This window comes from Amycolatopsis sp. CA-126428, from assembly GCF_002904335.1.
Lineage (GTDB): Bacteria > Actinomycetota > Actinomycetes > Mycobacteriales > Pseudonocardiaceae > Amycolatopsis.
This window is the reverse complement of record NZ_PPHF01000010.1, coordinates 37,998-59,997: the sequence shown is the minus strand read 5'-3', so window position 1 is coordinate 59,997 and position 22,000 is coordinate 37,998. Positions and strand designations below refer to the sequence as shown.

The following is a 22,000-nucleotide window of genomic DNA, read 5'->3' as shown; positions in this document are numbered from 1 at the left end:
CGCAGCCGCACACGCCAACCCGGCTACGCAGGCGCGGCCTTGGACGCCAGGGCGTCGGCGATGAAGGTCAGCTCGCCGTCGAACTCCGCCGGCAGGTCGTCTTCGGAATGGCGGGCCGTGGCGTGGCGGTGGCTGACCGCGCGGGCCAGCAAGCCCGAGGCCCGATCCACGTCAGCCGGCGGCAACCCGCCGCCCGTTGCCGCCACGATCACCGCTCGGACCTGGCGGACCAGGACCTGGAAGCGCTCGTGCAACGCGTCGCGGACCACGTGGTGCGTGTCGGCCTCGCGCCACAACAGGTGCGACAACCCCAGGGACCTGCTGAACCGGTGGTCCAGTTCGCGGACCAGACGCCGCAGGCTGCCCGCCAGGTCGCCCGGGACCACCACCACCGCCGGCTCGATGCGCTCGTCGGGCAACCGGGCGACGAGCGCCGTGAGCAGGTCGGCCTTGTGGCGGAAGTAGTAGTGCACCAGGCCCTTCGGGACCCCGGCCTGCTCCGCTATGCGCGAGGTCGGGGTGGCGTCGAAGCCGGACTCGGCGAAGAGCGCCTCGGCGGCGCAGAGGATGCGCTCCTTCGCCGAATCCTCGGTCATTCCCGTGCCTCCCGCGTCGTCAGTGCTGCCCGGCCATGCGGTGTGCGGCGTTCGCGACCGGCATCGCTGCCGCGCCGGCGATGACCGTCAGCACCCCGGCGATCCAGGACGTCCAGGATGCGCCGTTGAACTCCGTGTACCCCATCACCCACGGCGCGATGAACAGCAGCACGCCGAGCGCGATCTGGATGCCTTCGCCGTAGACCATGCCCGGCATCGCCAGCGAAACCAGGCCGTCGAGTGCGATCAGCGCGCCCAGGACGACCATCGTCCACATCGCGGTCGTGTCCGTGCTCAGCCAAAGGGGTGAAAGAGCGGCGACCACCCCGATGACGACCTCGGCCCAGTCATGGGGCCGGGTCCACGCGCGCGTAGAGACTTCACTCATTCGTGCTCACCTCCGTCGGTGAAACTGCTGGTCGGGTGGGTGTACCCGCCGTCGATGATCCGCTTGACTGGCCGGCCGGTCAAGACTGGGCCGGCACGGTTCGGCGTGTAATCGTGCTGTCCGTCTCGTACAGTTGTGGTCGCGTGTTACCGGCGAGTAATTTCTGCCGCCAACGCCCCCCATCTCCGCGGAGGAACCGATGACGCAGCTCGGCGAGATCCAGCAGGCCATCCTGACCGGCGAGTTCGGCGCGGTCGGCTCGTTGCCCGTCCCCGAGAGCTACCGCGGGGTGACCGTGCACGCCGACGAGGTCGACATGTTCGAAGGCCTCGAGAGCCGGGACAAGGACCCCCGCAAGTCCCTGCACGTCGACGACGTCCCGGTGCCGGAACTCGGCCCCGGCGAAGCGCTGGTCGCGGTGATGGCGAGCGCCATCAACTACAACACCGTGTGGACGTCGATCTTCGAACCGATCCCGACGTTCAAGTTCCTGAAGAAGTACGGGAAGCTCTCGCCGCTGGCCAAGCGGCACGACCTGCCGTACCACGTCGTCGGCTCGGACCTGTCCGGCGTCGTGCTGCGGACCGGCGTCGGCGTGCACAACTGGAAGCCGGGCGACCAGGTCGTCGCGCACTGCCTGAACGTCGAGCTGGAGAGCCCGGACGGGCACAACGACACCATGCTCGACACCGAGCAGCGGATCTGGGGCTTCGAGACCAACTTCGGCGGCCTCGCCGAGATCGCCCTGGTCAAGGCCAACCAGCTGATGCCGAAGCCGGACCACCTGACCTGGGAAGAGGCCGCTTCCCCCGGCCTGGTCAACTCGACCGCCTACCGCCAGCTCGTCTCGCGCAACGGCGCGGACATGAAGCAGGGTGACGTCGTCCTGATCTGGGGCGCTTCGGGCGGCCTCGGCTCCTACGCGACGCAGTACGCGCTGAACGGCGGCGCCATCCCCGTGTGCGTCGTGTCCAGCCCCGAGAAGGCGGCGATCTGCCGCAAGCTCGGCGCCGAGCTGATCATCGACCGCAGCGCCGAGGGCTACAAGTTCTGGAAGAACGACGCCGAGCAGGACCCGAAGGAGTGGCAGCGCTTCGGGGCGCGGATCCGCGAGCTGACCGGCGGCGAGGACCCGGACATCGTCTTCGAGCACCCGGGCCGGGAGACCTTCGGCGCGTCCGTCTACGCCGCGCGCAAGGGCGGCACGATCGTCACGTGCGCTTCGACGTCGGGGTACATGCACCAGTACGACAACCGCTACCTGTGGATGAACCTGAAGCGGATCATCGGCTCCCACTTCGCCAACTACCGCGAGTCGTGGGAAGCGAACCGGCTGATCGCGAAGGGGCTGATCCACCCGACGCTGTCGAAGACCTACGCGCTCGAGGAAACCGGGCAGGCCGCGCTGGACGTGCACCGCAATGCCCACCAGGGCAAGGTCGGCGTGCTCGCGCTCGCTCCGCAGGAAGGCCTCGGCGTCCGCGACGAAGAGAAGCGCGCGAAGCACCTCGAGGGCATCAACGCGTTCCGCGGCGCCTGAGCCACGGCCACGCCGGGAGCGGGACCGCTCCCGGCGTCGGGAACCCCCGGAAAACCGCCCGATTCCGGCGGTTCCTTCCGGCGCGGCAGACGACGCGTTCGGCGCACCGCCCGGGTGCTCACCCTTCCGTGACCCGGCTCCGGCTACGGTAGGCCCCATGAGCCTTGGCGATGAACGGGAGCTTGTGCCGCTGGGAGCCGGCTTCGACGTGGCGAAGCGCGGGTACAGCCGAGCACAGGTCGACGAGCACCTCGAACGGCTGGACGCCGATCTGAAGATGCTCACCGCGGATCGGGACGCCGCCATCGCGCAGGCGGGCGACCTCGCCCGCCAGCTGGAGATCGCGCGCGGTGAGATCGCGGACCTGCGCGGGCAGGTCGACCGGCTCGCCCAGCCGCCGACGAGCGTCGAAGGCCTGTCCGAACGGCTGCAGCGCATGTTGCGCCTGGCGCAGGACGAATCCGCCGACACCCGCGCCCGCGCCGAAGCCGAGGCCGGGCACATCCGGGCGAAGGCCGAGACGGACGCGAGCGCCATGCGGGCCCGCTACGAGCAGCTGCTCACCGAGCTCGACCTGCGGCGCAAGGAGATGGAGGCGGAGCACCGCAAGGTGCTCGAGGACGCCCGCGCCGAGGCCAAGAAGATCACCGACGAGGCCGAGGCGGAGCGCAAGCGGCTCGACACCGAGTCCTCGGACCGCCGTACCAAGGTCGAAGAGGACTTCGAGATCGCGATGGCCGCGCGCCGCACCGAGGCGATGCGGGTGCTGGCCGAGCAGGAGGCGGCGAGCAAGGCCGAGGCCGCGCGGCGCGTCCAGGAGGCCACGCAGGACGCCGCCGACATCCGCGCGAAGGTCCTCGAAGAGGAGAAGGCCGCGAAGGCGGACCTCGACCGCCGCCAGCGGGAGTCGGTCGCGGAGGCGAACAAGCGCCGCCAGGACTCGATCACCGAGGCCAACGCCCGGCTCGCGGAGGCCGCCGACGAGGCGCGGCGCCGCGTGACGTCGGCCACGGAGGAATCGAACCGGCGGATCACCCAGGCGAACGAGCGGGTCGACGCGCTGCGGAAGGTGCGCGGCGGGCTGGCCGAGCAGGTGCGCGCGGCGCGGGCCGTGCTGGCCGAGGCGCACACCGTCCTCGGCGACGACGTGAAGGTGCCCGCCGACGTCAAGGCCGACCTGGTGCCGGACGAAAAACCGGACCCCGTGGACGAGACCGAGCAGACGGTCCGGGTCACCGACGCCGAGGAGACGATCCGGATCCGCGTCTCCGACGTGCCGAAGCCGAAGCCCGGGGCCAAGCCCACAGCCAAGCCGGCCCCGAAACCCACCCCCAAACCGGTGGCGAAGCCGGCTCCGCGGGCAAGCGGAGCGCAGAAAGCGACTGGCGAGTAACCTTCCACCCGACACGGGCGCGGACGACCCTGCACGGCCGGTACCGACCGGCTATCGTCCCTGCTCACGCGGGATCACCTGGAGGTTTTGCGCATGGGTGCGGCATATCGGACCGTGGTGGTGGGCACGGACGGCTCGGAGTCCTCGTTCGCGGCGGTGGACCGCGCGGCGGCGGTGGCCGGCGACGCGGGCGCCACGCTCGTCATCGCGTGTGCGTACTACCCGGCGAGCAAGTCCGACGTCGACAAGGCCCAGGACGTCCTCGGCGAGGAGGCGTACCAGGTCGTCGGCTCGGCGCCGGCCGAGGACACCCTGCAGTCGGCGCGGGACCGGGCGACGCGCGCGGGTGCGGAGAAGATCGACACGATCGCCGTGAAGGGCGACCCGGTCGACTCGCTGCGCAAGGTCGTGCACGAGCGCGAGGCCGACCTGCTGGTGGTCGGCAACCGCGGGCTGAACACGATCGCCGGCCGGATCCTGGGCTCGGTGCCGTCCGAGGTGGCCCGCAAGTCCGGCGTGGACGTGCTCATCGTCCACACGACCTGACGTGACCGATCCGAGCGAGGAACTCCAGCAGCGGCTCGAACGCGTCCTGCTCGGCGGCCGGCGCAAGTACACCCGGCTCGAAGTGGCGGAGAAGGCCGGCGTGCCCGACGAGCGGTCACGCCGGCTCTGGCGCGCGCTGGGGTTCGCGACCGTGCGCGACGACGAGGTCGTCTTCACCGACGCCGACGTCGAGGCGATGCGCACCGCCGATCAGCTGGTCCAGTCGGGGCTGATCGACCCGAGCATCGAGGTCTCGGTGACGCGCGCGCTCGGCCAGCACCTGTCGCGGCTGGCCGAGTGGCAGGTCGACATGCTCTGGGAGCTGATCCGGCAGCAGCCGGAGCTGGGCCGCAGCGAACGCCAGGTGACCCGCCTGGTCGACCGGTTGCTGCCGGAGCTGGAGCGGGTGCAGAACTTCGTCTGGCGCCGCCACCTGGCGGCGTACGCGGGACGCGCGTTCGCGGCCGCGGGCGACAACGTGGAGACCCGCACCGAGGTGGTCGGGTTCGTCGACATGGTGGGCTACACGCGGCTGACCCGCCAGATCGGCGAGGACGAGCTCAGCCGCGTCCTCGACGCGTTCGAGACCCTGGCGACCGAGGTGATCGCCGAGCACCACGGCCGCGTGGTGAAGATGATCGGCGACGAGGTCCTGTTCGTGGCGGACGCCCCGGTCGACGCGGCGGAGATCGCCTTGACGCTGACCGAGCGCACCTCGGCGGACGAGACGTTGCCGGCGGTCCGCGCCGGCATGGCCTCGGGCCGGATCTTGTCGCGGTTCGGCGACGTGTACGGCTCGGTGGTCAACCTGGCGGCCCGCCTGACCTCGGTGGCCCGCCCGGGCACAATCCTGGTCGACCGCGAACTGGCGGCTGAGCTGGCGGACGAAAAGGCGTACGAGCTGCGCGCCCGCAGGCCGGTGACGGTCCGCGGCTACAACCGCCTCCGCCCGTCAGCGCTGCGCCGGGCGAAGGAGACCCCGACCGGGATGTTCGCGAGTTCACAGCAACTGGCGGCGGAGATGCTGGGCCTGGTGACGCCGGAGGAACGCGGCACGCCGCCGGAGGACCAGGTGACGGAGATCCCGGAGCCGAGGCCCCGCCGCCGGCGACGTCGCAAGCTCTGAGTTCAGGCGTCGAAGTCCACCGTCAACGTCTCCGAGACCGGGTACGACTGGCACGTCAGCACGAATCCCGCCGCCACCTCGGCCTCCTCCAGTGCGAAGTTCCGCCGCAGGTCCACCTTTCCCTCCGTCACGCGCGCGCGGCACGTCCCGCACACCCCGCCCTTGCAGGCGAACGGCAGGTCCGGGCGGAACTTCTGGGCCCCGTCGAGCACCGACGACGAGCGCGGCAACGTCATCGGTGTCGCCCGGCCGTCCAGGACCACCGATACCTCGGACGACTCCCCCGCCACCGCCGGGTCCAGGTGTTCCACCGGGGCCGGCGGGGTGTCCACGTAGAACAGCTCCTGGTGGATGCGCTCGCGCGGCACGCCCTGCGACGCCAGCAGCTCCTGCGCCCCCGACACCATTTCGAACGGGCCGCACAGCCACCAGTGGTCCACCGAAACCACCGGCACCAACGTGGAGAACAGCGTGCGCAGCTTCGGGACGTCCAGGCGGCCGGTGAACAGCTCCGCCTCGCGCGGCTCGCGCGACAGCACGTGGATCAGCTCAAGCCGCGACGGCGCACGGTCCTTCAGGTCCGCCAGCTCGTCCGCGAACATCACCGTGTCCGTGCGGCGGTTTCCGTACAGGACCGTCACCGTGGCGTCCGGGGTGGCCAGCAGCGACGAGACGATCGACAGCACCGGCGTGATGCCCGAGCCCGCCGCGATCAGGACGTGGTGGCCGCCCGCGGACAGGTCCGGCGTGAACGAACCGGAAGGCGGGGCCACCTCGATCGTGTCGCCCGGGCGGACTTCGTTCACCAGCCACGACGAGAAATAGCCGTCCGGGACCAGGCGGACGCCCACTCGCGGGGCCGCGCCCGCCGGGGCGCAGATCGAATACGACCGGCGCTCGTCGCGCCCGTCGATCGAGCGCCGCAACGTCAGCGACTGGCCGGGCTTGAACGCGTACTCGGACGCCAGCGACGAAGGCACGTCGAACGTCACCGCGACCGCGTCGTCGCACAGCCGCTCGACCCCGGCCACCGTCAGCTCGTTGAACCGCGCCACTTCAGATCTCCTTGACGTGCTCGAACGGCTCCAGGCACGCGCGGCAGCGCCGCAGTGCCTTGCACGCCGTCGCGCCGAACCGGGACTGCTCTTCGGTGTCCGCGGAACCACAGTGCGGGCAAAGGACGCGCGACACCGGCGCCGACAGCGTCAGCGGGATCGGGCCCGATCGCCGCGGGGCCGCGCCCGGCGGGGCGATCCCGGCCGCGGCCAGCTTCTCCCGTCCCGACGGCGAAATCCAATCCGACGTCCAGGCCGGCGACAGCTGCGTCCGGATCTCGACGTCCGCGAAGCCCGCCGAAACCAGCGCGTGCTCCAGGTCGTCGCGCATGGTGTCCATCGCCGGGCAGCCCGTGTACGTCGGCGTGATCGCGACGACCACGCGCCCTTCGGCTTCGGACACCGAGCGCAGCACGCCCAGGTCCGCCAGGGTCAGCATCGGGAGCTCGGGGTCGGTGACCGTGGCGGCCACGGCCGCGGCGGTCACCATCGAGCGTCCGGCATCGCCCGGGCCACGCTTTGCAGCTCCGCCAGCAGGAACCCCATCTGCTCGGTGTGGACGCCGTCGCGGCCGGTCCGGCCGGAAACGCCGGCGAGCTCGCCGGACGACGGCCGGGACAGCGTCGAAGCCGCGAGGACCTGGTCCAGCACCGCATCGAACTCGGCCCGCAGCGAAGCCGCGTCCACCAGCTCGAGCGGGTGCGTGCGGAACAGCTCCCCGACGTACGGCCAGACCTCGTCCAGCCCCTCCTGCATCCGCGAGTGCGACAACGGCGTCCCGTCGCCGAGGCGGACCAGCCACTGCGCCGCGTAGTCGCGGTGGTAGGCCAGCTCCTTGACGCCCTTGTCCGCGATCGCCGCCAGCACCGGGTCCACCGAGGACTCGAGCCGCTGGAACAGCGCCAGCCGCCACGTCGAGAACACGAACAGGCGCGCGATCAGGTGGCCGAAGTGCCCGCCGCCCAGCTCCGCGAGCCGGACGTTGCGGAACTCGTTTTCGACGCGCGAGAACGCGAAAGAATCCTCGGTGCGCGAAGAGCCGTCCGCCTTGCCCGCGCGGGCGAGCAGCAGCCGCGCCTGGCCCAGCAGGTCCAGGGCGATGTTGGCGATCGCGACCTCGTCCTCCAGCTCGGGCGCGTTGGTGCACCACTCCTGGAGCCGGTGGGAGAAGATCAGCGCGTCGTCGCCCAGCATCAGGCAATACGCGGCCAATTGCGCGGCGTCCACCCCGGACGGCACCGAAGTGTCCACTCCGGACAATGGGTCTTCGAAGCCGGTGCCGAACGCCCAGCGGGCGTCGTTCTCCTCGGTGATGGCCTCGTACACGTTGTCGAAACTCATATGTGCGGCACATCCTCGGGGATGTCGTAGAACGTCGGGTGCCGGTAGACCTTGTCGCCGCTGGGCGCGAAGAACGGGTCCTTCTCGTCCGGCGACGACGCCGTGATGTCCGCCGCGCGCACGACCCAGATCGACACGCCTTCGTTGCGGCGCGTGTAGAGGTCGCGGGCGTGGTGCAGGGCCATCCGGTCGTCGGCCGCGTGCAGCGACCCGACGTGCACGTGGTTCAGGCCGCGCTTGCCGCGGACGAACACCTCGTACAGCGGCCAGTCGTGCTTGATCGGGCCCGGAGCCGCGGGGACGCCTTCCAGGGGGACGGCGCCGTGGCCGCCTTCGGCCGTCAGGTCGGTCACTTGCGCTCCTCGTTCTTCTTCGAGGCGTGGGCGACCGCGGCTTCCCGCACCCACGCGCCGTCTTCGTGGGCGCGACGCCGGTGCGCGATCCGCGAAGCGTTGCAGGGCCCGTTGCCCTTCAGCACGTTCTTGAACTCGTCCCAGTCCACCGCGCCGAAGTCGTAGTGCCCGCGTTCGGAGTTCCACGTCAGGTCCGGGTCCGGGAAGGTGACGCCGAGGGCTTCGGCCTGCGGCACCGACATGTCCACGAACCGCTGCCGCAGCTCGTCGTTGGTGTGGCGCTTGACCTTCCACGCCATCGACTGCGCGGTGTTCGGCGAATCGGCGTCCGGCGGGCCGAACATCATCAGCGACGGCCACCACCAGCGGTTGACGGCCTCCTGGACCATCTCCCGCTGCTGATCGGTCCCGCGCATCATCGTCATCAGCAGCTCGTAGCCCTGCCGCTGGTGGAAGGACTCCTCCTTGCAGATCCGGATCATCGCCCGCGCGTACGGCCCGTACGACGACCGGCACAGCGGCACCTGGTTGCAGATCGCCGCGCCGTCGACCAGCCAGCCGATCACGCCGACGTCGGCGAAGGTCAGCGTCGGGTAGTTGAAGATCGACGAGTACTTCTGCCGTCCGGTGATCAGCTTGTCGGTCAGGTCGGCCCGGTCCGCGCCCAGCGTCGCCGCCGCCGAGTACAGGTAGAGCCCGTGGCCGGCCTCGTCCTGCACCTTGGCCAGCAGGATCGCCTTGCGCCGCAGCGACGGCGCCCGGGTGATCCAGTTGCCTTCGGGCTGCATGCCGATGATCTCCGAGTGCGCGTGCTGCGCGATCTGCCGGATCATCGTCTTGCGGTAGCCCTCGGGCACCCAGTCGCGCGGCTCGATCCGCTGGTCGCGCTCGATGGTGTGCTCGAAGTGTTCTTCCAGCGAAACAGTGGCGGTCACGGCTGCTCCTTCGAAACCAGCGTCAGGACGTCGTACTTCGCCACGGACTCGCCGTCGGCGTTGGTGACGTCGGCGTCCCAGCGGACCTCGCCGTACTCCTGGTCGATCCGCGGGGTGATCTGCTTCGCGGTGAGCGTCACGGTCAGCGAGTCGCCGACCTTGACCGGCGTGAGGAAGCGGAGGTTCTCCAGGCCGTAGTTGGCCAGCACCGGGCCCGGCTCGGGCGAGACGAACAACCCGGCCGCGAAGGAGACGACCAGATACCCGTGCGCGACGATCCCGCCGAACAGCGGGTTGGCCGCCGCGGCTTCCGGGTCGGTGTGCGCGTAGAACGTGTCGCCGGTGAACTCGGCGAAGTGATCGACGTCGTCCTGGGTCACCGTGCGCGGCCCGGCGACGACGGAGTCGCCGATCTTCAGCTCGGCCAGGGACTTCCGGAACGGGTGGACGTCACCTTCGGTGCGCGGCGCGCCGGTCACCCAGCGGCCGGTGACGGCCGAAAGGACGGCCGGCGATCCCTGCACGGCGGTGCGCTGCATGTGGTGCAGGACCCCGCGGATGCCGCCCATCTCCTCGCCGCCGCCCGCGCGGCCCGGGCCGCCGTGGACCAGCTGCGGCATCGGCGAGCCGTGCCCGGTGGACTCCTTCGCGTCGTCGGCGTCGAGCACCAGCAGCCGCCCGTGGAACGGCGCCGCGCCCAGGACGACCTCGCGGACGAACTCCTTGTCCGCGCTGACGATCGAGCCGGCGAGGCTGCCGCCACCGCGCGCGGCGAAGTCGACGACCTGCTCGGTGGACGTGTACGGCATCAGCGTCGAGACCGGGCCGAACGCCTCGACCTCGTGCGGCTCGGTCCGCTCCGGGTCGGCCTTGAGCAGCACCGGCGAGATGAAGGCGCCGCGCTCGGCGTCGGCGTCGACGACCTCGACCTTCTCGAGGTCACCGAACACGACGGTCCCGGCGTCCAGCAGCGCCTTCAGCGACCGCCGGACCTCCTCGCGCTGTTCCAGGCTGGCCAGCGCCCCCATCCGGACGCCTTCGGCCGTGGGATTGCCGACGGTCACCTTCGCGAGCCGCTCGGACGCGGCGGCGGCGACGTCGTCGAGCAGGTCCGCCGGGACGAACGCGCGGCGGATCGCGGTGCACTTCTGGCCCGCCTTGACCGTCATCTCCGTGGTCAGCTGCTTGACGAACAGGTCGAACTCGGTGGTGCCCTTCACGGCGTCCGGGCCGAGGATCGAGCAGTTCAGCGAGTCGGCCTCGGCGTTGAACCGGACGGCGTTGCGGATGATCGCCGGGTGCGCGCGCAGCTTCTGGGCGGTCGACGCCGAGCCGGTGAAGGACACCAGGTCCTGCGCGGTGACGTGGTCCAGGAGGTCGCCGACGCTGCCGGCGACGAACTGCAGCGCCCCCTCCGGCAGGAGCCCGGATTCGATGATCAGCTCGACCAGGCGCGCGGTCAGGTACGCCGTCGAACTGGCCGGCTTGACCAGGCTCGGGACCCCGGCCAGGAACGCCGGCGCGAACTTCTCCAGCGGCCCCCAGACCGGGAAGTTGAACGCGTTGATCTGGACGGCGACGCCCCGCAGCGGGGTCGCGATGTGCTGGGCGACGAACGTGCCCCCGCGGCTCAGCGGCTCCACCGCGCCCTCGACGTAGACGGTGTCGTTCGGCAGCTCGCGCTTGCCCTTCGAGCCGTAGCTGAAGAGGACGCCGATGCCGCCGTCGATGTCGAACTTCGAGTCACCCAGCGTGGCGCCGGTCTTCGCCGAGATCGCGTACAGCTCTTCGCGGTGCTCGCGCAGGTGCGAGGCCAGGGCCTTGAGCAGGGCCGCACGCTGGTGGAACGTCAGCTCGCGCAGGGCCGGGCCGCCGACCGTGCGGCCGTACGCCAGCGCGGCCGCGAAGTCGACGCCCGCCGACGAGATCCGGGCGACCTCCTCGCCGGTGGCCGCGTCGTGCAGCGGGACGCCCTCGTCCGCCGCCGTGTGCCAGCTCCCGGAGACGTAGCTGCGCAGCAGTGCCATCAGGTCCCTCTCGCCGAATTACCTACCGGACGTTCAGTTAATCGCATGGTAGCCGCCGCACCCGAAGATCGGAAGGGCCGGACGCTTGACACCGGCGCCGACCACTGCCTTTACTGAGCGGCACCGCGAGGTGACCGTCCATTCGGTCAGTCCATCCATGCCCCCGCCGCCACCCTCAGCGGAGGCGCTTCGCGCCGCAGGTCTATTCGGACGGAGAGCAGATGACCAACGCCGCGCACACCATGTTCGCCGCCGACGAGGCCTCCCGCGCGCTGGGCATCGAACTCGTCGAAGCGAGCGAAGGCCGGGCCGTCGCGACCATGACGATCACGAGCGCGATGGTCAACGGCCACGACATCGCCCACGGCGGATACGTCTTCCTGCTCGCCGACACGGCGTTCGCCTGCGCCTGCAACAGCCACGGCCCCGCGGCGGTGGCGTCGGGCGCGGAGATCTCCTTCGTCGCGGCCGGTCGGCTGGGTGACCACCTCGTCGCCACGGCCACCGAGCGCACCCGCTACGGCCGCAACGGCATCTACGACGTCACCGTGCACCGGGAGACCCCCGGCGGGCCCGAGGTCGTCGCCGAATTCCGCGGCCGCAGCCGCGTCCTCTCCGCGAAACGGGACCGACCATGATCGAGACGGACATCGGCGCGGACGAGCTGGCCGCCCTCCAGCTGGAACGTCTGCAGTGGACACTCCGGCACGCCTACGCGAACGTGCCCGCCTACACGCGGAAGTTCGACGAAGCCGGCGTCCACCCGGACGACTGCAAGGAACTGGCCGATCTGGCGAAGTTCCCGTTCACCACCAAGCAGGACCTGCGCGACAACTACCCGTTCGGGATGTTCGCGGTGCCGCAGGAGCAGGTGCGGCGCATCCACGCCTCCAGCGGCACCACCGGCAAGGCCACCGTCGTCGGGTACACCGAGCAGGACATCGACACCTGGGCGACGGTGATGGCCCGCTCGATCCACGCCGCCGGCGGGCGGCCCGGGCACAAGGTGCACGTCGCCTACGGCTACGGCCTGTTCACCGGCGGCCTCGGCGCGCACTACGGCGCGGAGAAGCTGGGCTGCACGGTGATCCCGGCGTCGGGCGGGATGACCGCGCGGCAGGTGCAGCTGATCACCGACTTCAAGCCCGAGGTCATCATGGTCACGCCGTCGTACATGCTGACGCTGCTCGACGAGTTCGAACGCCAGGGCGTCGACCCGCGTTCTTCTTCGCTCAAGGTGGGCATCTTCGGCGCCGAGCCGTGGACCGAGCAGATGCGCGCCGAGATCGAGGAGCGGTTCGCGCTCGACGCCGTCGACATCTACGGGCTGTCGGAGGTGATGGGCCCGGGTGTCGCGCAGGAGTGCGTCGAGACGAAGGACGGCCTGCACATCTGGGAGGACCACTTCTACCCCGAGGTGATCGACCCGTACTCCGAGGACGTCCTGGGCGGCGGCGAGACCGGCGAGCTGGTGTTCACGTCGCTGACCAAGCAGGCGCTGCCGATCATCCGCTACCGCACCCGCGACCTGACCGAGCTGAACCCGGGCACCGCGCGGCCGGCCTTCCGGCGGATGGCCAAGGTCACCGGGCGCACCGACGACCTGATCATCCTGCGCGGGGTCAACGTCTTCCCGACGCAGATCGAGGAGATCGTGCTGCGGACGGCCGGGCTGAGCCCGCACTTCCAGCTCGTCCGGTCCACGCGCGGCCGGCTCGACCACCTGACCGTCCGGGTCGAGGCCCGGCACGACGCGTCCGGCGACGACCGGGCGCGGGCGGCTTCGGAGCTGGTCACCGGCGTGAAGGACGGCGTCGGCGTCACGGTGTCGGTGGACGTCGTCGACCCGGACACGCTGGAGCGGTCCATGGGCAAGATGCGGCGGATCGTGGACCAGCGGGACAAGCCGTGACGGCCCCGCGGCGCGGGCGGCCCGGCTACGACCTCGAATCGCTGCTGCAGGTGGCGGTGAAGCTGTTCAACGAGCGCGGCTACGACGGCACGAGCATGGAGGACCTCTCCCGCAAGCTCGGCATCACGAAGTCGGCGATCTACCACCACGTGCCCAGCAAGGAAGAGCTGCTGCGGCTGGCGGTGGACCGCGCGCTGGACGGGCTGTTCGAGGTGGCGTCGGAGACGGCTCAGCTCGACGGGCGCGCGATCGACCGGCTGGAGCACCTGGTGCGCGGCAGCGTGCTGGTGCTGGCCGACCGGCTGCCGTTCGTGACGTTGCTGCTGCGCGTGCGCGGCAACACGAAGGTGGAGCGGGCGGCGCTGGCGCGGCGGCGCGAATTCGACCGGTTGGTGACGGACCTGGTGAAGCAGGCCGAAGCGGAGGGCGACGTCCGCCCGGACGTCGACCCGGCGGTGACCGCGCGGCTGGTGTTCGGCATGGTGAACTCGCTGATCGAGTGGTACAAGCCGCGGCGCGGGTCGGCGGCGGCCGAGGTCGCGGACGCGGTGTGCAAGGTGGCCTTCGAAGGGCTACGCACCGGGTCGTGAGTGGTAACGAGGGTTCTAACCCTCCTTACCACTCACGAGCGGTCAGTCCTCCGCGGTCTGCGGCGGCCGCCCGGCCTGCCACAGCAGCGCCTCCCGCAGCTGGCCGATGAGCTGCTCGTCGTCCGCTTCGGACGGGTCGATGCCCAGCGGGATCCAGCGCTCGGACACCTTCTCACCCTGGTCGTAGCTGCAGATCACGATGCCCGAGTACGACAAGGACGCTTCGTCCGCGCAGTCGCCGTCCGGCAGCGGCTCGTCGGCTTCGAAGCCGTCCTCGAAGCTGACGTGGCGATGCTGCAGGCGGACGCTCACCCAGCGCCCGGCCGGCCGGATCGGCGCGCCTTCGTCGTTCATCTGCTCCTACCCCCGGTCGCGGGCCCCAGCCGTCTCGTCGCATCCGGGCGCCGCGGAGTTACCGGCGGGTTGTTCCGGTTGCGTAACGACAAAGGTTGGCGCGAAACGCCCCATGCCCGCAGCCGGAGTCACTCTTTTGACAATGGGTCAACTACTTGTTGACAGCGTGCCGATCCCCCGCGAGGCTGAACGGATGACCAGTGGGACCCGGCCCCGGCGCCGCCGGCTCGAACCGGCCGAACGGCGTGCGGAGATCCTCGCCGCCGCCCGGCACCTGTTCGGCGCGGGCAGCTACGCCTCGGTGTCCACTTCGGACATCGCCGAGGCCGCCGGGGTGGCGCGCCCGCTGATCAACCACTACTTCGGCGGGAAGCGCGAGCTGTACCTGGAAGTGGTGCGGCAGCTGATGATCGTGCCCGCGCCGGTCACCGAGGCGCTGCCGGACACCACGATGGAGCGGCGGCTGGCGATCGGCGTCGAGCGGTGGATCGAGGTCGTGGACCGCAACCGCGACGCCTGGCTGACCGTGATCGGGCCGGAGGCGGCCGGGCGCGACCCCGAGATCGAGCGGATCATGCTGGAGGCCGACGAAATCGCCGCCGACCGGGTGCTGGAGGCCGCGCTGATGACCGGCGTGACCGAAGGCCGCGAAGAGCTGCGGGCGATGATCCGGTCGTTCGGCGGGATGCTGCGCGCGGCGTCGCGGGAGTGGCTGATCCGCGGCACGCTGGACCGCGCGGCGCTGCGCACCTTCCTCACCGATTCGCTCCTCAACCTGCTGAAGCTCACCTACCCGGCGGTCCTCGCCGAGCGGCGCGGAAGCGACGGGCGAACGCCGCCGGTGTCATCCCGGTCCAGCGTTTGAACGCGTGGATGAAGCTCGACGCTTCGGCGTACCCGAGCCGGTAGGCGACGTCCTCGACCGACAGCACGCCGGTGTCGAGGAGCTCTTCGGCGAGCGTCTGGCGGACCTCGTCGACCAGCGTCCGGTAGCTCGTGCCGGCTTCGGTCAGGCGCCGGCGCAGGGTGCGCGTGCTGAGCGTCAGCTGGCGGGCGATTTCGTCCATTCCGGCGTCGACGCCGCCGAGCCGGACCAGGCGTTCCCGCACCTGCTGGGAAATGCCCGAACGCTGCCGCCGCCGCGCGACGAGCGCTTCGCACTGCGCGGCGCACAGGGCGACGGTCTGGTCGTTGGCCTGCGGCAGCGGCCGGCTCAGCAGCGCCGGATCGAGGGTCGCGCGGCAGCCGTCGGCGCCGAAGCGCGGCAGCACGCCGAACGCGGCCAGGTACCCCTCCGGCGTGGACGGTCCGTGCCGGAAGGTCAGCTCGTCCAGCGCGATCTCGGGCAGCAGGTCGCGCATGACGGCGAAGATCGCGGCCAGGTCCCGCAGGACGAGGAAGCGGGCGACGTCGGCGGGCACGCGGCTGTCGTCGAGTTCCAGCGTCAGCCGGTCGGCGCCGAGCACGACGTGCGGGATGCAGAAGGCGAAGCTCAGGTCGAAGTAGCGGAGGGCGAAGAGCATCGCGTCGCGCAACGTCGGGCTGCTGATGCAGGCGAAGCCGAAGATGCCGAAGGTGGTGACGCGGTAGCGGCGGCCCAGCTCCAGCGCCGCCGCGTCGGAGCCGTCGAGAGCGGCCAGCGCCCGGACGACGGCCAGTTCCTGGCGGGCGTCGACCTGGACGGCCGGGTCGGCGAGCAGTTCCGGCGTCAGCGTGGTCGCGGCGAGCAGCCGTTCGGCCGGCACCCCCCGCTCCGCGGCGAACCGGGTCATCAGCTCGATGCTCGCGGTGCCGCGGGGGAAGTCCCAGTCCACGACGGCGGGCGCGGCGAGCTCGGCCATGGCCGGAATTCTGGATCACGACCGGAGAAGGTGTCCAATCGAGGACCGGAACTGTCCTGGATGGTCGTTAAGGTGACGACGTGGAGACCTTGAGCCGCCGAGCCGTGAACCGCGCCACGCTGGAACGCCAGCTCCTGCTGGCCCGGGCGAAGATGTCCGCGTACGACGCGGTGGAGCACCTGGCCGGGCTCCAGGCGCAGGCGCCGTTCCCGCCGTACTTCGGGTTGTGGTCGCGGCTGGAGGGGTTCCGGCCGGCGGAACTGGCGGAGCTGCTCGAGAGCCGCCGCGTGGTGCGGATCGCGCTGATGCGCGGCACGGTCCACCTGGTGACGGCGGCGGACGCGCTGGCGTGGCGGCCGCTGGTGCAGGGGATCTACGACCGCGACCTGAAGCAGAACGCCCTGCACGCCCAAGCACTGGCCGGGCTCGACCACGATCTCGTCAGCGAGGCCGCGCGGAAGCTGCTCCTCGCAGGGCCGATGCCGGGCACGGCGCTGGGCGCCGAGCTGGCGCGCACCTGGGACGTCCCGGCGGCCTCCCTGACCCACCTGGCCCGGGGCCGGCTGCCGCTGGTGCAGACACCGCCCCGGGCGATCTGGGGCAAGGCCGGGCAGACGACGTACGCGTGCCTCGACGAGTGGGTCGGCGCTCCCCTGTCGCCGCCTTCGCCCGCTTCGCTGATTTCGCGGTACTTGCGCGCGTTCGGCCCGGCCACGGTGGCGGACGTGCAGACGTGGGCGGGTATCACGCGCCTGGGTGAGGTGGCCGCTTCGATGGACTTGCGCCGGTACCGCGACGAGGACGGCCGCGAGCTGCTGGACCTGCCGGAGCTGACACTGCCCGGCGAGGACGTCCCGGCCCCGCCGCGGCTGTTGGGACCGTTCGACCAGATGATCCTGTCGTACGCGGACCGGACCCGGGTGATCTCGGACGCCTGCCGCAAGCGCGTGATTTCACAGAACGGCCTGGTCAAGGGCACGCTGCTGGTGGACGGCCAGGTGTGCGGCTTCTGGGAGATCAAGGCGTCCCGCAAGGCGGCGGTGATCGAGCTGTCGCCGTTCGAGAAGCCGGCGAAGCGGGACCTGGCGGCGTTGGAGAAGTCGGCGGCCGAACTGGTGAAGTGGGCCGAGGCGGCCGCGGAGACGCACGAGGTGCGTGTCGTCCCGCCGGAGTGAGCTGGCCGGAAATCTCGATTGAGTGACCGTTCGTGGCCTGTTGTCACAGGCCCGAAGTCCGTAGCTTTTCGGGCATGACTGGTTCGGCGAAGGGGCCGTCGGTGCTGATCGTGGGCACCGGGTTCGGCGGCATCGGGACGGCGATCGAGCTCAAGCGCGCGGGGTTCACCGAGTTCACGATCCTGGAGAGCGCCGCCGAACCCGGCGGCGTCTGGCGGGACAACACCTACCCCGGCGCCGCGTGCGACATCCCCTCGCCGCTGTACTCCTTCTCCTTCGAGCCCAACCCGCGGTGGCCGAAGCGGTTCTCGCACCAGCCCGACATCCTCGCCTACCTGCGGCGCGTCATCGCGAAGTACGGCCTGGAACCGCACATCCGGTACCGGACCGAGGTCACCGGGGCCGCGTTCGACGAAGACCGCGGACTTTGGCGCGTCGAGACCAAGAGCGGCGAGACCTTCGAGGCGAACGTCTTCGTCCCGGCCGTCGGGCAGCTGTCGCGCCCGGTGCTGCCGAACATCCCCAACCGGGAACGCTTCGCCGGCGACGCCTTCCACTCCGCGCGGTGGGACCACGACGTCGACCTGACCGGCAGGCGCGTCGCCGTCATCGGGACCGGGGCCAGCGCCGTGCAGTTCGTGCCCGAGCTGCGGAAACGCGCCCAGCACGTCACGGTCTTCCAGCGCACGCCGCCGTACGTCATGGCGAAGTCCGATCCGCGCTACCGGCGGTGGCAGCACTGGCTGTTCGAGCACCTGCCGCCGACCCAGCTGCTCGGCCGGCTGCGGATCTTCCTGCTCGCCGAGTACGCCACCTACGCGATGACGCGCCACCCGGTGCTGGCGAAAATGTTCGAGCTGCGGACCGCGCAGCTGCGGCGCCGCCACATCACGGACCCGGAGCTGCGGGCGAAGCTCAAGCCGGCGTACCCGCTGGGCTGCAAGCGGATCCTCTTCACCAACGACTACCTGCCCGCCCTCGCCCAGCCGGACGTCGACGTCGAGACCCGGCGGATCTCCGCGATCACCGAGAAGGGCGTGCGGGTCGAGGACGGGACGGAGATCGAGGCGGACGTCCTGATCTACGGCACCGGCTTCGCCGCGACGGAGTTCCTCGGCCGGATGGAGGTCCGCGGGCTCGGCGGGCGGTCGCTGGCGGACGAGTGGTCCGGCGGCGCGCGGGCGTACCTCGGCATCACCGTGCCCGGCTTCCCCAACCTGTTCTGCGTCTACGGCCCCAACACCAACCTCGGCGCCGGGTCCATCATCTACATGATCGAGCGCCAGGCGCGCTACATCCGCCAGGCGGTGGAGCGGCTCACCCGGCCCGGGGTGTCCTATTTGGACGTGCGGCCGGAGGTCGAAGAGCGGTACGACCGGGAGGTGCAGCAGCGGCTGGGCCGCAGCGTGTGGACGGCCTGCACGAGCTGGTACCGGCAGGCCGACGGCCGGGTGACGACCAACTGGCCCGGCCTGGTCACCGAGTACGACCGCCGAACCCGGCGCTTCGACGTCGCGGACTACCGGGTGGCGGGCTGATGGACTACGACGTCCTGGTGATCGGTTCGGGGTTCGGCGGTAGCGTCACGGCCTTGCGGCTGACCGAGAAGGGCTACCGCGTCGGCGTGCTGGAGACCGGCCGCCGGTTCGCCGACGACGAGTTCGCGAAGACGTCGTGGCGGGTGCGGAAGTACCTGTGGGCACCGGCGCTGGGCTGCTTCGGCATTCAGCGCCTGACGTTGCTGAAGAACACGTTCGTGATGAGCGGCTCCGGCGTCGGCGGGGGTTCGCTGGTGTACGCGAACACGTTGTACGAGCCACCGGACGGCTTCTACGCCGACCCGCAGTGGGCGCACATCACGGACTGGAAAGCCGAGCTGGCGCCGTACTACGACCAGGCGAAGCGGATGCTCGGCGTGGTCGAGAACCCGGCGACGACGGCCGCGGACCGGGTGCTGCGTTCGGTGGCCGAGGACATGGGCATCGGCCACACGTACCGCCGCACGCCCGTCGGCGTCTACTTCGGACAGTCCGGGGTGGACCCGTTCTTCGGCGGCGCCGGACCCCGGCGTTCGTCCTGCACGCTGTGCGGCGAATGCATGACCGGGTGCCGGGTCGGGGCGAAGAACACGACCGTGAAGAACTACCTGTACCTGGCCGAGCAGGCGGGTGCCGTGGTGCACGCCCTGACCACCGTGGTTTCGGTGCGGCCGATTTCCGGCGGGTACGCGGTGGCCACCCGGCGCACCGGCGGCCTTTCCCGCCGGACGTTCACGGCGTCGCAGGTGGTGTTCTCCGCGGCCGCCCTGGGGACCCAGCGCCTGCTGCACCGGATGCGGGACACCGGAACGCTGCCTCTCGTGTCCCCTCGGCTCGGTCTCCTGGCCCGCACGAACTCCGAAGCCGTCCTGGCGGCGCGGTCGCTGCGCGAGGACACGGACTACTCGCGAGGCGTCGCGATCACGTCGTCGATCCACCCGGACGCGGTGACGCACGTGGAGCCGGTGCGGTACGGGCGTGGCAGCAACCTGATGGGCCTGCTGGCGACGGTGCTGGTGGACGCGTCCCCGGGGCGCCGACGCTGGGTGCTCGGGCTGCGGGAACTGTGGCGGTCCCGCCGTGACCTGTTCCGGATTCACAACCCGCGGCACTGGTCGGAGCGGATGATCGGGCTGCTGGTGATGCAGACGCTGGACAACTCGGTGACGACGTACACGAAACGCGGGCTGTTCGGCCGGCGCATGACGACTCGCCAGGGCTCGGGAGCACCGTCGCCGTCGTGGATCCCGGCGGGCCACGAGGTGACGCGCCGGGTGGCTTCGAAGATCGGCGGGCTGCCCCAGGGAGCGTGGACGGACCTGGCGAACATCCCGATCACGGGCCACTTCATCGGCGGCTGCACGATCGGTGATTCGCCTTCCAGCGGGGTCGTCGACCCGTACCAGCGGCTGTACGGGTACCCCGGCCTGCACGTGGTGGACGGCTCGGCGATCTCGGCCAACCTGGGCGTGAACCCGTCATTGACGATCACGGCCCAGGCGGAGCGGGCGATGGCGTTCTGGCCGAACCGCGGCGAAGAGGACCCGCGGCCGCCGCTGGGTGCGCCGTATCAGCGGGTGGCGGCGGTGGCTCCTCGACGTCCGGTCGTCCCGCCGGAGGCACCGGGAGCCCTGCGGCTGCCGCTGGCGCCGCGCTGAGGGCCCTCCCGGACCGCGCCGCCGGGAGGGCCTGCTCAGCGCACGGTCACGGCAGGCCCGCGAGCCCGGCCGACACCGTGTTGGCGAACGCGTACCCCTGCGACGCGTCCCAGTTGATCGACCACGTCATCGCGCCCCTGATCGACGGGTACGTCGCCGACGGCTTGAACGAGCCGCACGACGTTCCGCGGGCCAGGCAGTTCAGTGCCGAGACCGTGTTGGCCGGGGCCTGGTAGCCGCCGCCCGCGGCCTGCGGGGAGGCCGGGAGGCCGAGGCCGACCTGGTCCGCGCGCAGGCCGCCCTGCAGCTGGATGCAGGCCAGCGCGGTCAGGAAGTCGACCGTGCCCTGGGAGTAGACGTTGCCGTTGCAGCCGTTCATCGAACCGGAGTTGTAGTACTGCATGTTGACGATCGTCAGGATGTCCTTGATGTTCAGCGCCAGCTGGAAGTAGCCGCCGGCCGTGGACTGCATGTCGATCGTCTGCGGCGCCATCGTGATGACCTTGCCGCCGCCGTTGTAGATGCTGCGCAGCGCCTGGCCCATGTAGGTGGCGTTGATGCCGTTCTCGAGGTCGATGTCGACGCCGTCGAAGCCGTAGTTGGCGATCAGTGACTTGATGCTGTTCGCGAAGTTGTTCGCCGACGAAGAGTCGCTGACGCTGATCGTGCCGTTCTGGCCGCCGACCGAGATGATCACCCTCTGGCCGCGCGCCTGCACCGTCTTGATGTCGGCCTTGAACTGGGCGTCCGTGTAGCCGCCGAGCTGCGAAGACAAGCCGGAGTCGAGGGTGAAGCTCACCGCGCCCGGCGTGCCGGTGGCGTCCGCGAACGACACCGCGATGATGTTGTACTTCGTCGGGACGTCGGCGAGCTTCAGTGCCTTGGCACCGTTGTAGAAGTTCTGCCAGTAGCCGGTCAGGACGTGTTTGGGCAGGTCACCCTGGGTCGGCGGCGGCGTGGTCGTCGTCGGCGGGGTGGTCGTGGTGGGCGGCGTGGTCGGGGTCGTGGGGGTGGTCGGCGTCGTCGGCGTGGTCGTCGGCGGGGCGCCGGGCCCGTCGAGGCTGACGTCGTCGGCGTAGTACGCCGGCTGGCCGTACCAGCCGTGCAGGTAGACCGTCAGCGACGTGCTCGAGCCGGTCGTGAAACTCAGCGACAACTGCTGGTAGCCGCTGGTGCCGGGCGTCCACGTGCTGGTCGTCGCCGAGCCGGAGACGCCCAGGTAGACGTAGCTGCCCTGGACCCAGCCGGACAGCTTGTACGCCGTGTTCGCCGAGACGGTGAGCGTCTGCGAGCACTGGGCGTTGTCCGACGACGACGGCGTCGCGTTCAAAGCGCGGCTGCCGCTGTGCACCGGCGAGCTGACCGCGGCCGACGTGCCGGTGCAAGTCCAGCCCGTGGTGCCGGCTTCGAAGCCGGGGTTGGCCAGGATGTTGGCCGCCGAAGCGCTGCCGGCGAGCACGAACGTCACGCCCAGACACAGCGTGACCACCGAAAGTAAGGAAAGCAGAGCGAAGCGGACCTTGGGGACCACGGGGACCTCCACGAACACGAGTGAGGCAGGTCACCACAAAGTGGACTAGACCAATCTCGTTGTCAAGGTGCTCGATGTCAGCCCCATCCGAAAGTCGGGGC

General features: G+C 70.7%; 22 protein-coding genes. 11 read left to right on the top strand and 11 right to left on the bottom strand.

The features are described 5' to 3' along the window. Positions 1-23: 23 nt before the first annotated feature. Positions 24-596 (bottom strand): TetR/AcrR family transcriptional regulator, encoded by a 573-nt coding sequence (locus C2L58_RS01930; RefSeq protein WP_103335289.1) that lies wholly within the window; start codon positions 594-596, stop codon positions 24-26. A gap of 19 nt (positions 597-615) precedes the next feature. Further along, on the bottom strand, positions 616-984 hold the full coding sequence (locus tag C2L58_RS01925) for an SPW repeat domain-containing protein (RefSeq protein WP_103335287.1): 369 nt from the start codon (positions 982-984) through the stop codon (positions 616-618). A gap of 199 nt (positions 985-1,183) precedes the next feature. Between C2L58_RS01925 and ccrA the strand changes: the two genes are divergently transcribed. The 4 genes from ccrA (at position 1,184) to C2L58_RS01905 (ending at position 5,589) form a co-directional block, all read left to right on the top strand. Next, complete coding sequence (ccrA, locus tag C2L58_RS01920) at positions 1,184-2,524, top strand: crotonyl-CoA carboxylase/reductase (RefSeq protein WP_103335286.1); 1,341 nt, start codon at positions 1,184-1,186, stop codon at positions 2,522-2,524. Between the two features lie 184 nt (positions 2,525-2,708). After that, complete coding sequence (locus C2L58_RS01915) at positions 2,709-3,917, top strand: chromosome segregation protein (RefSeq protein WP_103335284.1); 1,209 nt, start codon at positions 2,709-2,711, stop codon at positions 3,915-3,917. A gap of 93 nt (positions 3,918-4,010) precedes the next feature. Beyond that, positions 4,011-4,463 (top strand): universal stress protein, encoded by a 453-nt coding sequence (locus C2L58_RS01910; protein ID WP_103335282.1) that lies wholly within the window; start codon positions 4,011-4,013, stop codon positions 4,461-4,463. A gap of 1 nt (position 4,464) precedes the next feature. Next, a complete protein-coding gene (locus C2L58_RS01905) occupies positions 4,465-5,589 on the top strand; it encodes an adenylate/guanylate cyclase domain-containing protein (RefSeq protein WP_103335281.1) in 1,125 nt (374 codons plus the stop codon). Between the two features lie 2 nt (positions 5,590-5,591). On the opposite strand, the gene paaE is transcribed toward C2L58_RS01905, so the two are convergent. The 6 genes from paaE to paaZ form a co-directional block, all read right to left on the bottom strand. After that, the gene (paaE, locus tag C2L58_RS01900) at positions 5,592-6,644 is read right to left on the bottom strand and encodes a 1,2-phenylacetyl-CoA epoxidase subunit PaaE (protein WP_103335279.1); all 1,053 of its coding nucleotides are present in this window, start codon (positions 6,642-6,644) and stop codon (positions 5,592-5,594) included. Between the two features lies 1 nt (position 6,645). After that, positions 6,646-7,134: a 1,2-phenylacetyl-CoA epoxidase subunit PaaD gene (paaD, locus tag C2L58_RS01895; RefSeq protein ID WP_103335277.1), complete on the bottom strand. Its 489-nt coding sequence runs from the start codon at positions 7,132-7,134 to the stop codon at positions 6,646-6,648. Continuing rightward, positions 7,128-7,985 carry a 1,2-phenylacetyl-CoA epoxidase subunit PaaC gene (gene paaC, locus C2L58_RS01890; protein ID WP_103335276.1) on the bottom strand — a complete coding sequence of 286 codons (858 nt, stop codon included), beginning with the start codon at positions 7,983-7,985 and terminating at the stop codon, positions 7,128-7,130. The genes paaD and paaC overlap by 7 nt, the downstream gene beginning before the upstream one ends. Continuing rightward, entirely contained in the window at positions 7,982-8,266 is a 285-nt protein-coding gene (paaB, locus tag C2L58_RS01885) for a 1,2-phenylacetyl-CoA epoxidase subunit PaaB (RefSeq protein WP_034284443.1), read from the bottom strand. The genes paaC and paaB overlap by 4 nt, the downstream gene beginning before the upstream one ends. Positions 8,267-8,334: 68 nt before the next feature. Further along, a complete protein-coding gene (paaA, locus tag C2L58_RS01880; RefSeq protein ID WP_103335274.1) occupies positions 8,335-9,273 on the bottom strand; it encodes a 1,2-phenylacetyl-CoA epoxidase subunit PaaA in 939 nt (312 codons plus the stop codon). Continuing rightward, positions 9,270-11,300, bottom strand: coding sequence for a phenylacetic acid degradation bifunctional protein PaaZ (gene paaZ / locus C2L58_RS01875; protein WP_103335272.1), 2,031 nt, complete (start codon positions 11,298-11,300; stop codon positions 9,270-9,272). The genes paaA and paaZ overlap by 4 nt, the downstream gene beginning before the upstream one ends. Positions 11,301-11,521: 221 nt before the next feature. On the opposite strand from paaZ, the gene paaI reads away from it, so the two are divergent. The 3 genes from paaI to C2L58_RS01860 are packed head-to-tail and all read left to right on the top strand — an operon-like array spanning position 11,522 to position 13,802. Next, complete coding sequence (paaI, locus tag C2L58_RS01870) at positions 11,522-11,938, top strand: hydroxyphenylacetyl-CoA thioesterase PaaI (RefSeq protein WP_103335271.1); 417 nt, start codon at positions 11,522-11,524, stop codon at positions 11,936-11,938. Next, a complete protein-coding gene (gene paaK, locus C2L58_RS01865) occupies positions 11,935-13,212 on the top strand; it encodes a phenylacetate--CoA ligase PaaK (RefSeq protein ID WP_103335269.1) in 1,278 nt (425 codons plus the stop codon). Before paaI ends, paaK begins: the two co-directional genes overlap by 4 nt. Further along, on the top strand, positions 13,209-13,802 hold the full coding sequence (locus C2L58_RS01860) for a TetR/AcrR family transcriptional regulator (RefSeq protein WP_013223459.1): 594 nt from the start codon (positions 13,209-13,211) through the stop codon (positions 13,800-13,802). The genes paaK and C2L58_RS01860 overlap by 4 nt, the downstream gene beginning before the upstream one ends. 42 nt (positions 13,803-13,844) lie before the next feature. Here the strand turns inward: C2L58_RS01860 and C2L58_RS01855 are convergent, their stop codons facing one another. Beyond that, positions 13,845-14,156: a hypothetical protein gene (locus C2L58_RS01855; RefSeq protein ID WP_103335267.1), complete on the bottom strand. Its 312-nt coding sequence runs from the start codon at positions 14,154-14,156 to the stop codon at positions 13,845-13,847. Positions 14,157-14,349: 193 nt separating this feature from the next. Here C2L58_RS01855 and C2L58_RS01850 point away from each other — a divergent pair, with 193 nt between their 5' ends. After that, complete coding sequence (locus C2L58_RS01850) at positions 14,350-15,021, top strand: TetR/AcrR family transcriptional regulator (protein WP_103335265.1); 672 nt, start codon at positions 14,350-14,352, stop codon at positions 15,019-15,021. On the opposite strand, the gene C2L58_RS01845 is transcribed toward C2L58_RS01850, so the two are convergent. After that, a complete protein-coding gene (locus C2L58_RS01845) occupies positions 14,942-15,997 on the bottom strand; it encodes an AraC family transcriptional regulator (protein WP_103335264.1) in 1,056 nt (351 codons plus the stop codon). The genes C2L58_RS01850 and C2L58_RS01845 overlap by 80 nt on opposite strands. A gap of 80 nt (positions 15,998-16,077) precedes the next feature. Here C2L58_RS01845 and C2L58_RS01840 point away from each other — a divergent pair, with 80 nt between their 5' ends. The 3 genes from C2L58_RS01840 (at position 16,078) to C2L58_RS01830 (ending at position 20,368) form a co-directional block, all read left to right on the top strand. Beyond that, entirely contained in the window at positions 16,078-17,172 is a 1,095-nt protein-coding gene (locus C2L58_RS01840) for a winged helix DNA-binding domain-containing protein (protein WP_103335262.1), read from the top strand. Positions 17,173-17,246: 74 nt separating this feature from the next. Continuing rightward, entirely contained in the window at positions 17,247-18,710 is a 1,464-nt protein-coding gene (locus C2L58_RS01835) for a flavin-containing monooxygenase (RefSeq protein ID WP_103335261.1), read from the top strand. Next, a complete protein-coding gene (locus C2L58_RS01830; RefSeq protein ID WP_103335259.1) occupies positions 18,710-20,368 on the top strand; it encodes a GMC oxidoreductase in 1,659 nt (552 codons plus the stop codon). The genes C2L58_RS01835 and C2L58_RS01830 overlap by 1 nt, the downstream gene beginning before the upstream one ends. Positions 20,369-20,414: 46 nt before the next feature. Here C2L58_RS01830 and C2L58_RS01825 read toward each other — a convergent pair whose 3' ends face one another. After that, positions 20,415-21,899, bottom strand: a complete 1,485-nt coding sequence (locus C2L58_RS01825; protein WP_103335512.1) for a chitinase — start codon at positions 21,897-21,899, stop codon at positions 20,415-20,417. Positions 21,900-22,000: the final 101 nt, after the last annotated feature.

Coding starts and splice junctions, on each gene's coding strand:
- C2L58_RS01930 (WP_103335289.1), bottom strand. CDS start 596: ATGACCGAGGATTCGGCGAAGGAGCGCATCCTCTGCGCCGCCGAGGCG.
- C2L58_RS01925 (WP_103335287.1), bottom strand. CDS start 984: ATGAGTGAAGTCTCTACGCGCGCGTGGACCCGGCCCCATGACTGGGCC.
- ccrA (WP_103335286.1), top strand. CDS start 1,184: ATGACGCAGCTCGGCGAGATCCAGCAGGCCATCCTGACCGGCGAGTTC.
- C2L58_RS01910 (WP_103335282.1), top strand. CDS start 4,011: ATGGGTGCGGCATATCGGACCGTGGTGGTGGGCACGGACGGCTCGGAG.
- paaD (WP_103335277.1), bottom strand. CDS start 7,134: ATGGTGACCGCCGCGGCCGTGGCCGCCACGGTCACCGACCCCGAGCTC.
- paaC (WP_103335276.1), bottom strand. CDS start 7,985: ATGAGTTTCGACAACGTGTACGAGGCCATCACCGAGGAGAACGACGCC.
- paaZ (WP_103335272.1), bottom strand. CDS start 11,300: ATGGCACTGCTGCGCAGCTACGTCTCCGGGAGCTGGCACACGGCGGCG.
- paaI (WP_103335271.1), top strand. CDS start 11,522: ATGACCAACGCCGCGCACACCATGTTCGCCGCCGACGAGGCCTCCCGC.
- paaK (WP_103335269.1), top strand. CDS start 11,935: ATGATCGAGACGGACATCGGCGCGGACGAGCTGGCCGCCCTCCAGCTG.
- C2L58_RS01855 (WP_103335267.1), bottom strand. CDS start 14,156: ATGAACGACGAAGGCGCGCCGATCCGGCCGGCCGGGCGCTGGGTGAGC.
- C2L58_RS01850 (WP_103335265.1), top strand. CDS start 14,350: ATGACCAGTGGGACCCGGCCCCGGCGCCGCCGGCTCGAACCGGCCGAA.
- C2L58_RS01845 (WP_103335264.1), bottom strand. CDS start 15,997: ATGGCCGAGCTCGCCGCGCCCGCCGTCGTGGACTGGGACTTCCCCCGC.
- C2L58_RS01835 (WP_103335261.1), top strand. CDS start 17,247: ATGACTGGTTCGGCGAAGGGGCCGTCGGTGCTGATCGTGGGCACCGGG.
- C2L58_RS01830 (WP_103335259.1), top strand. CDS start 18,710: ATGGACTACGACGTCCTGGTGATCGGTTCGGGGTTCGGCGGTAGCGTC.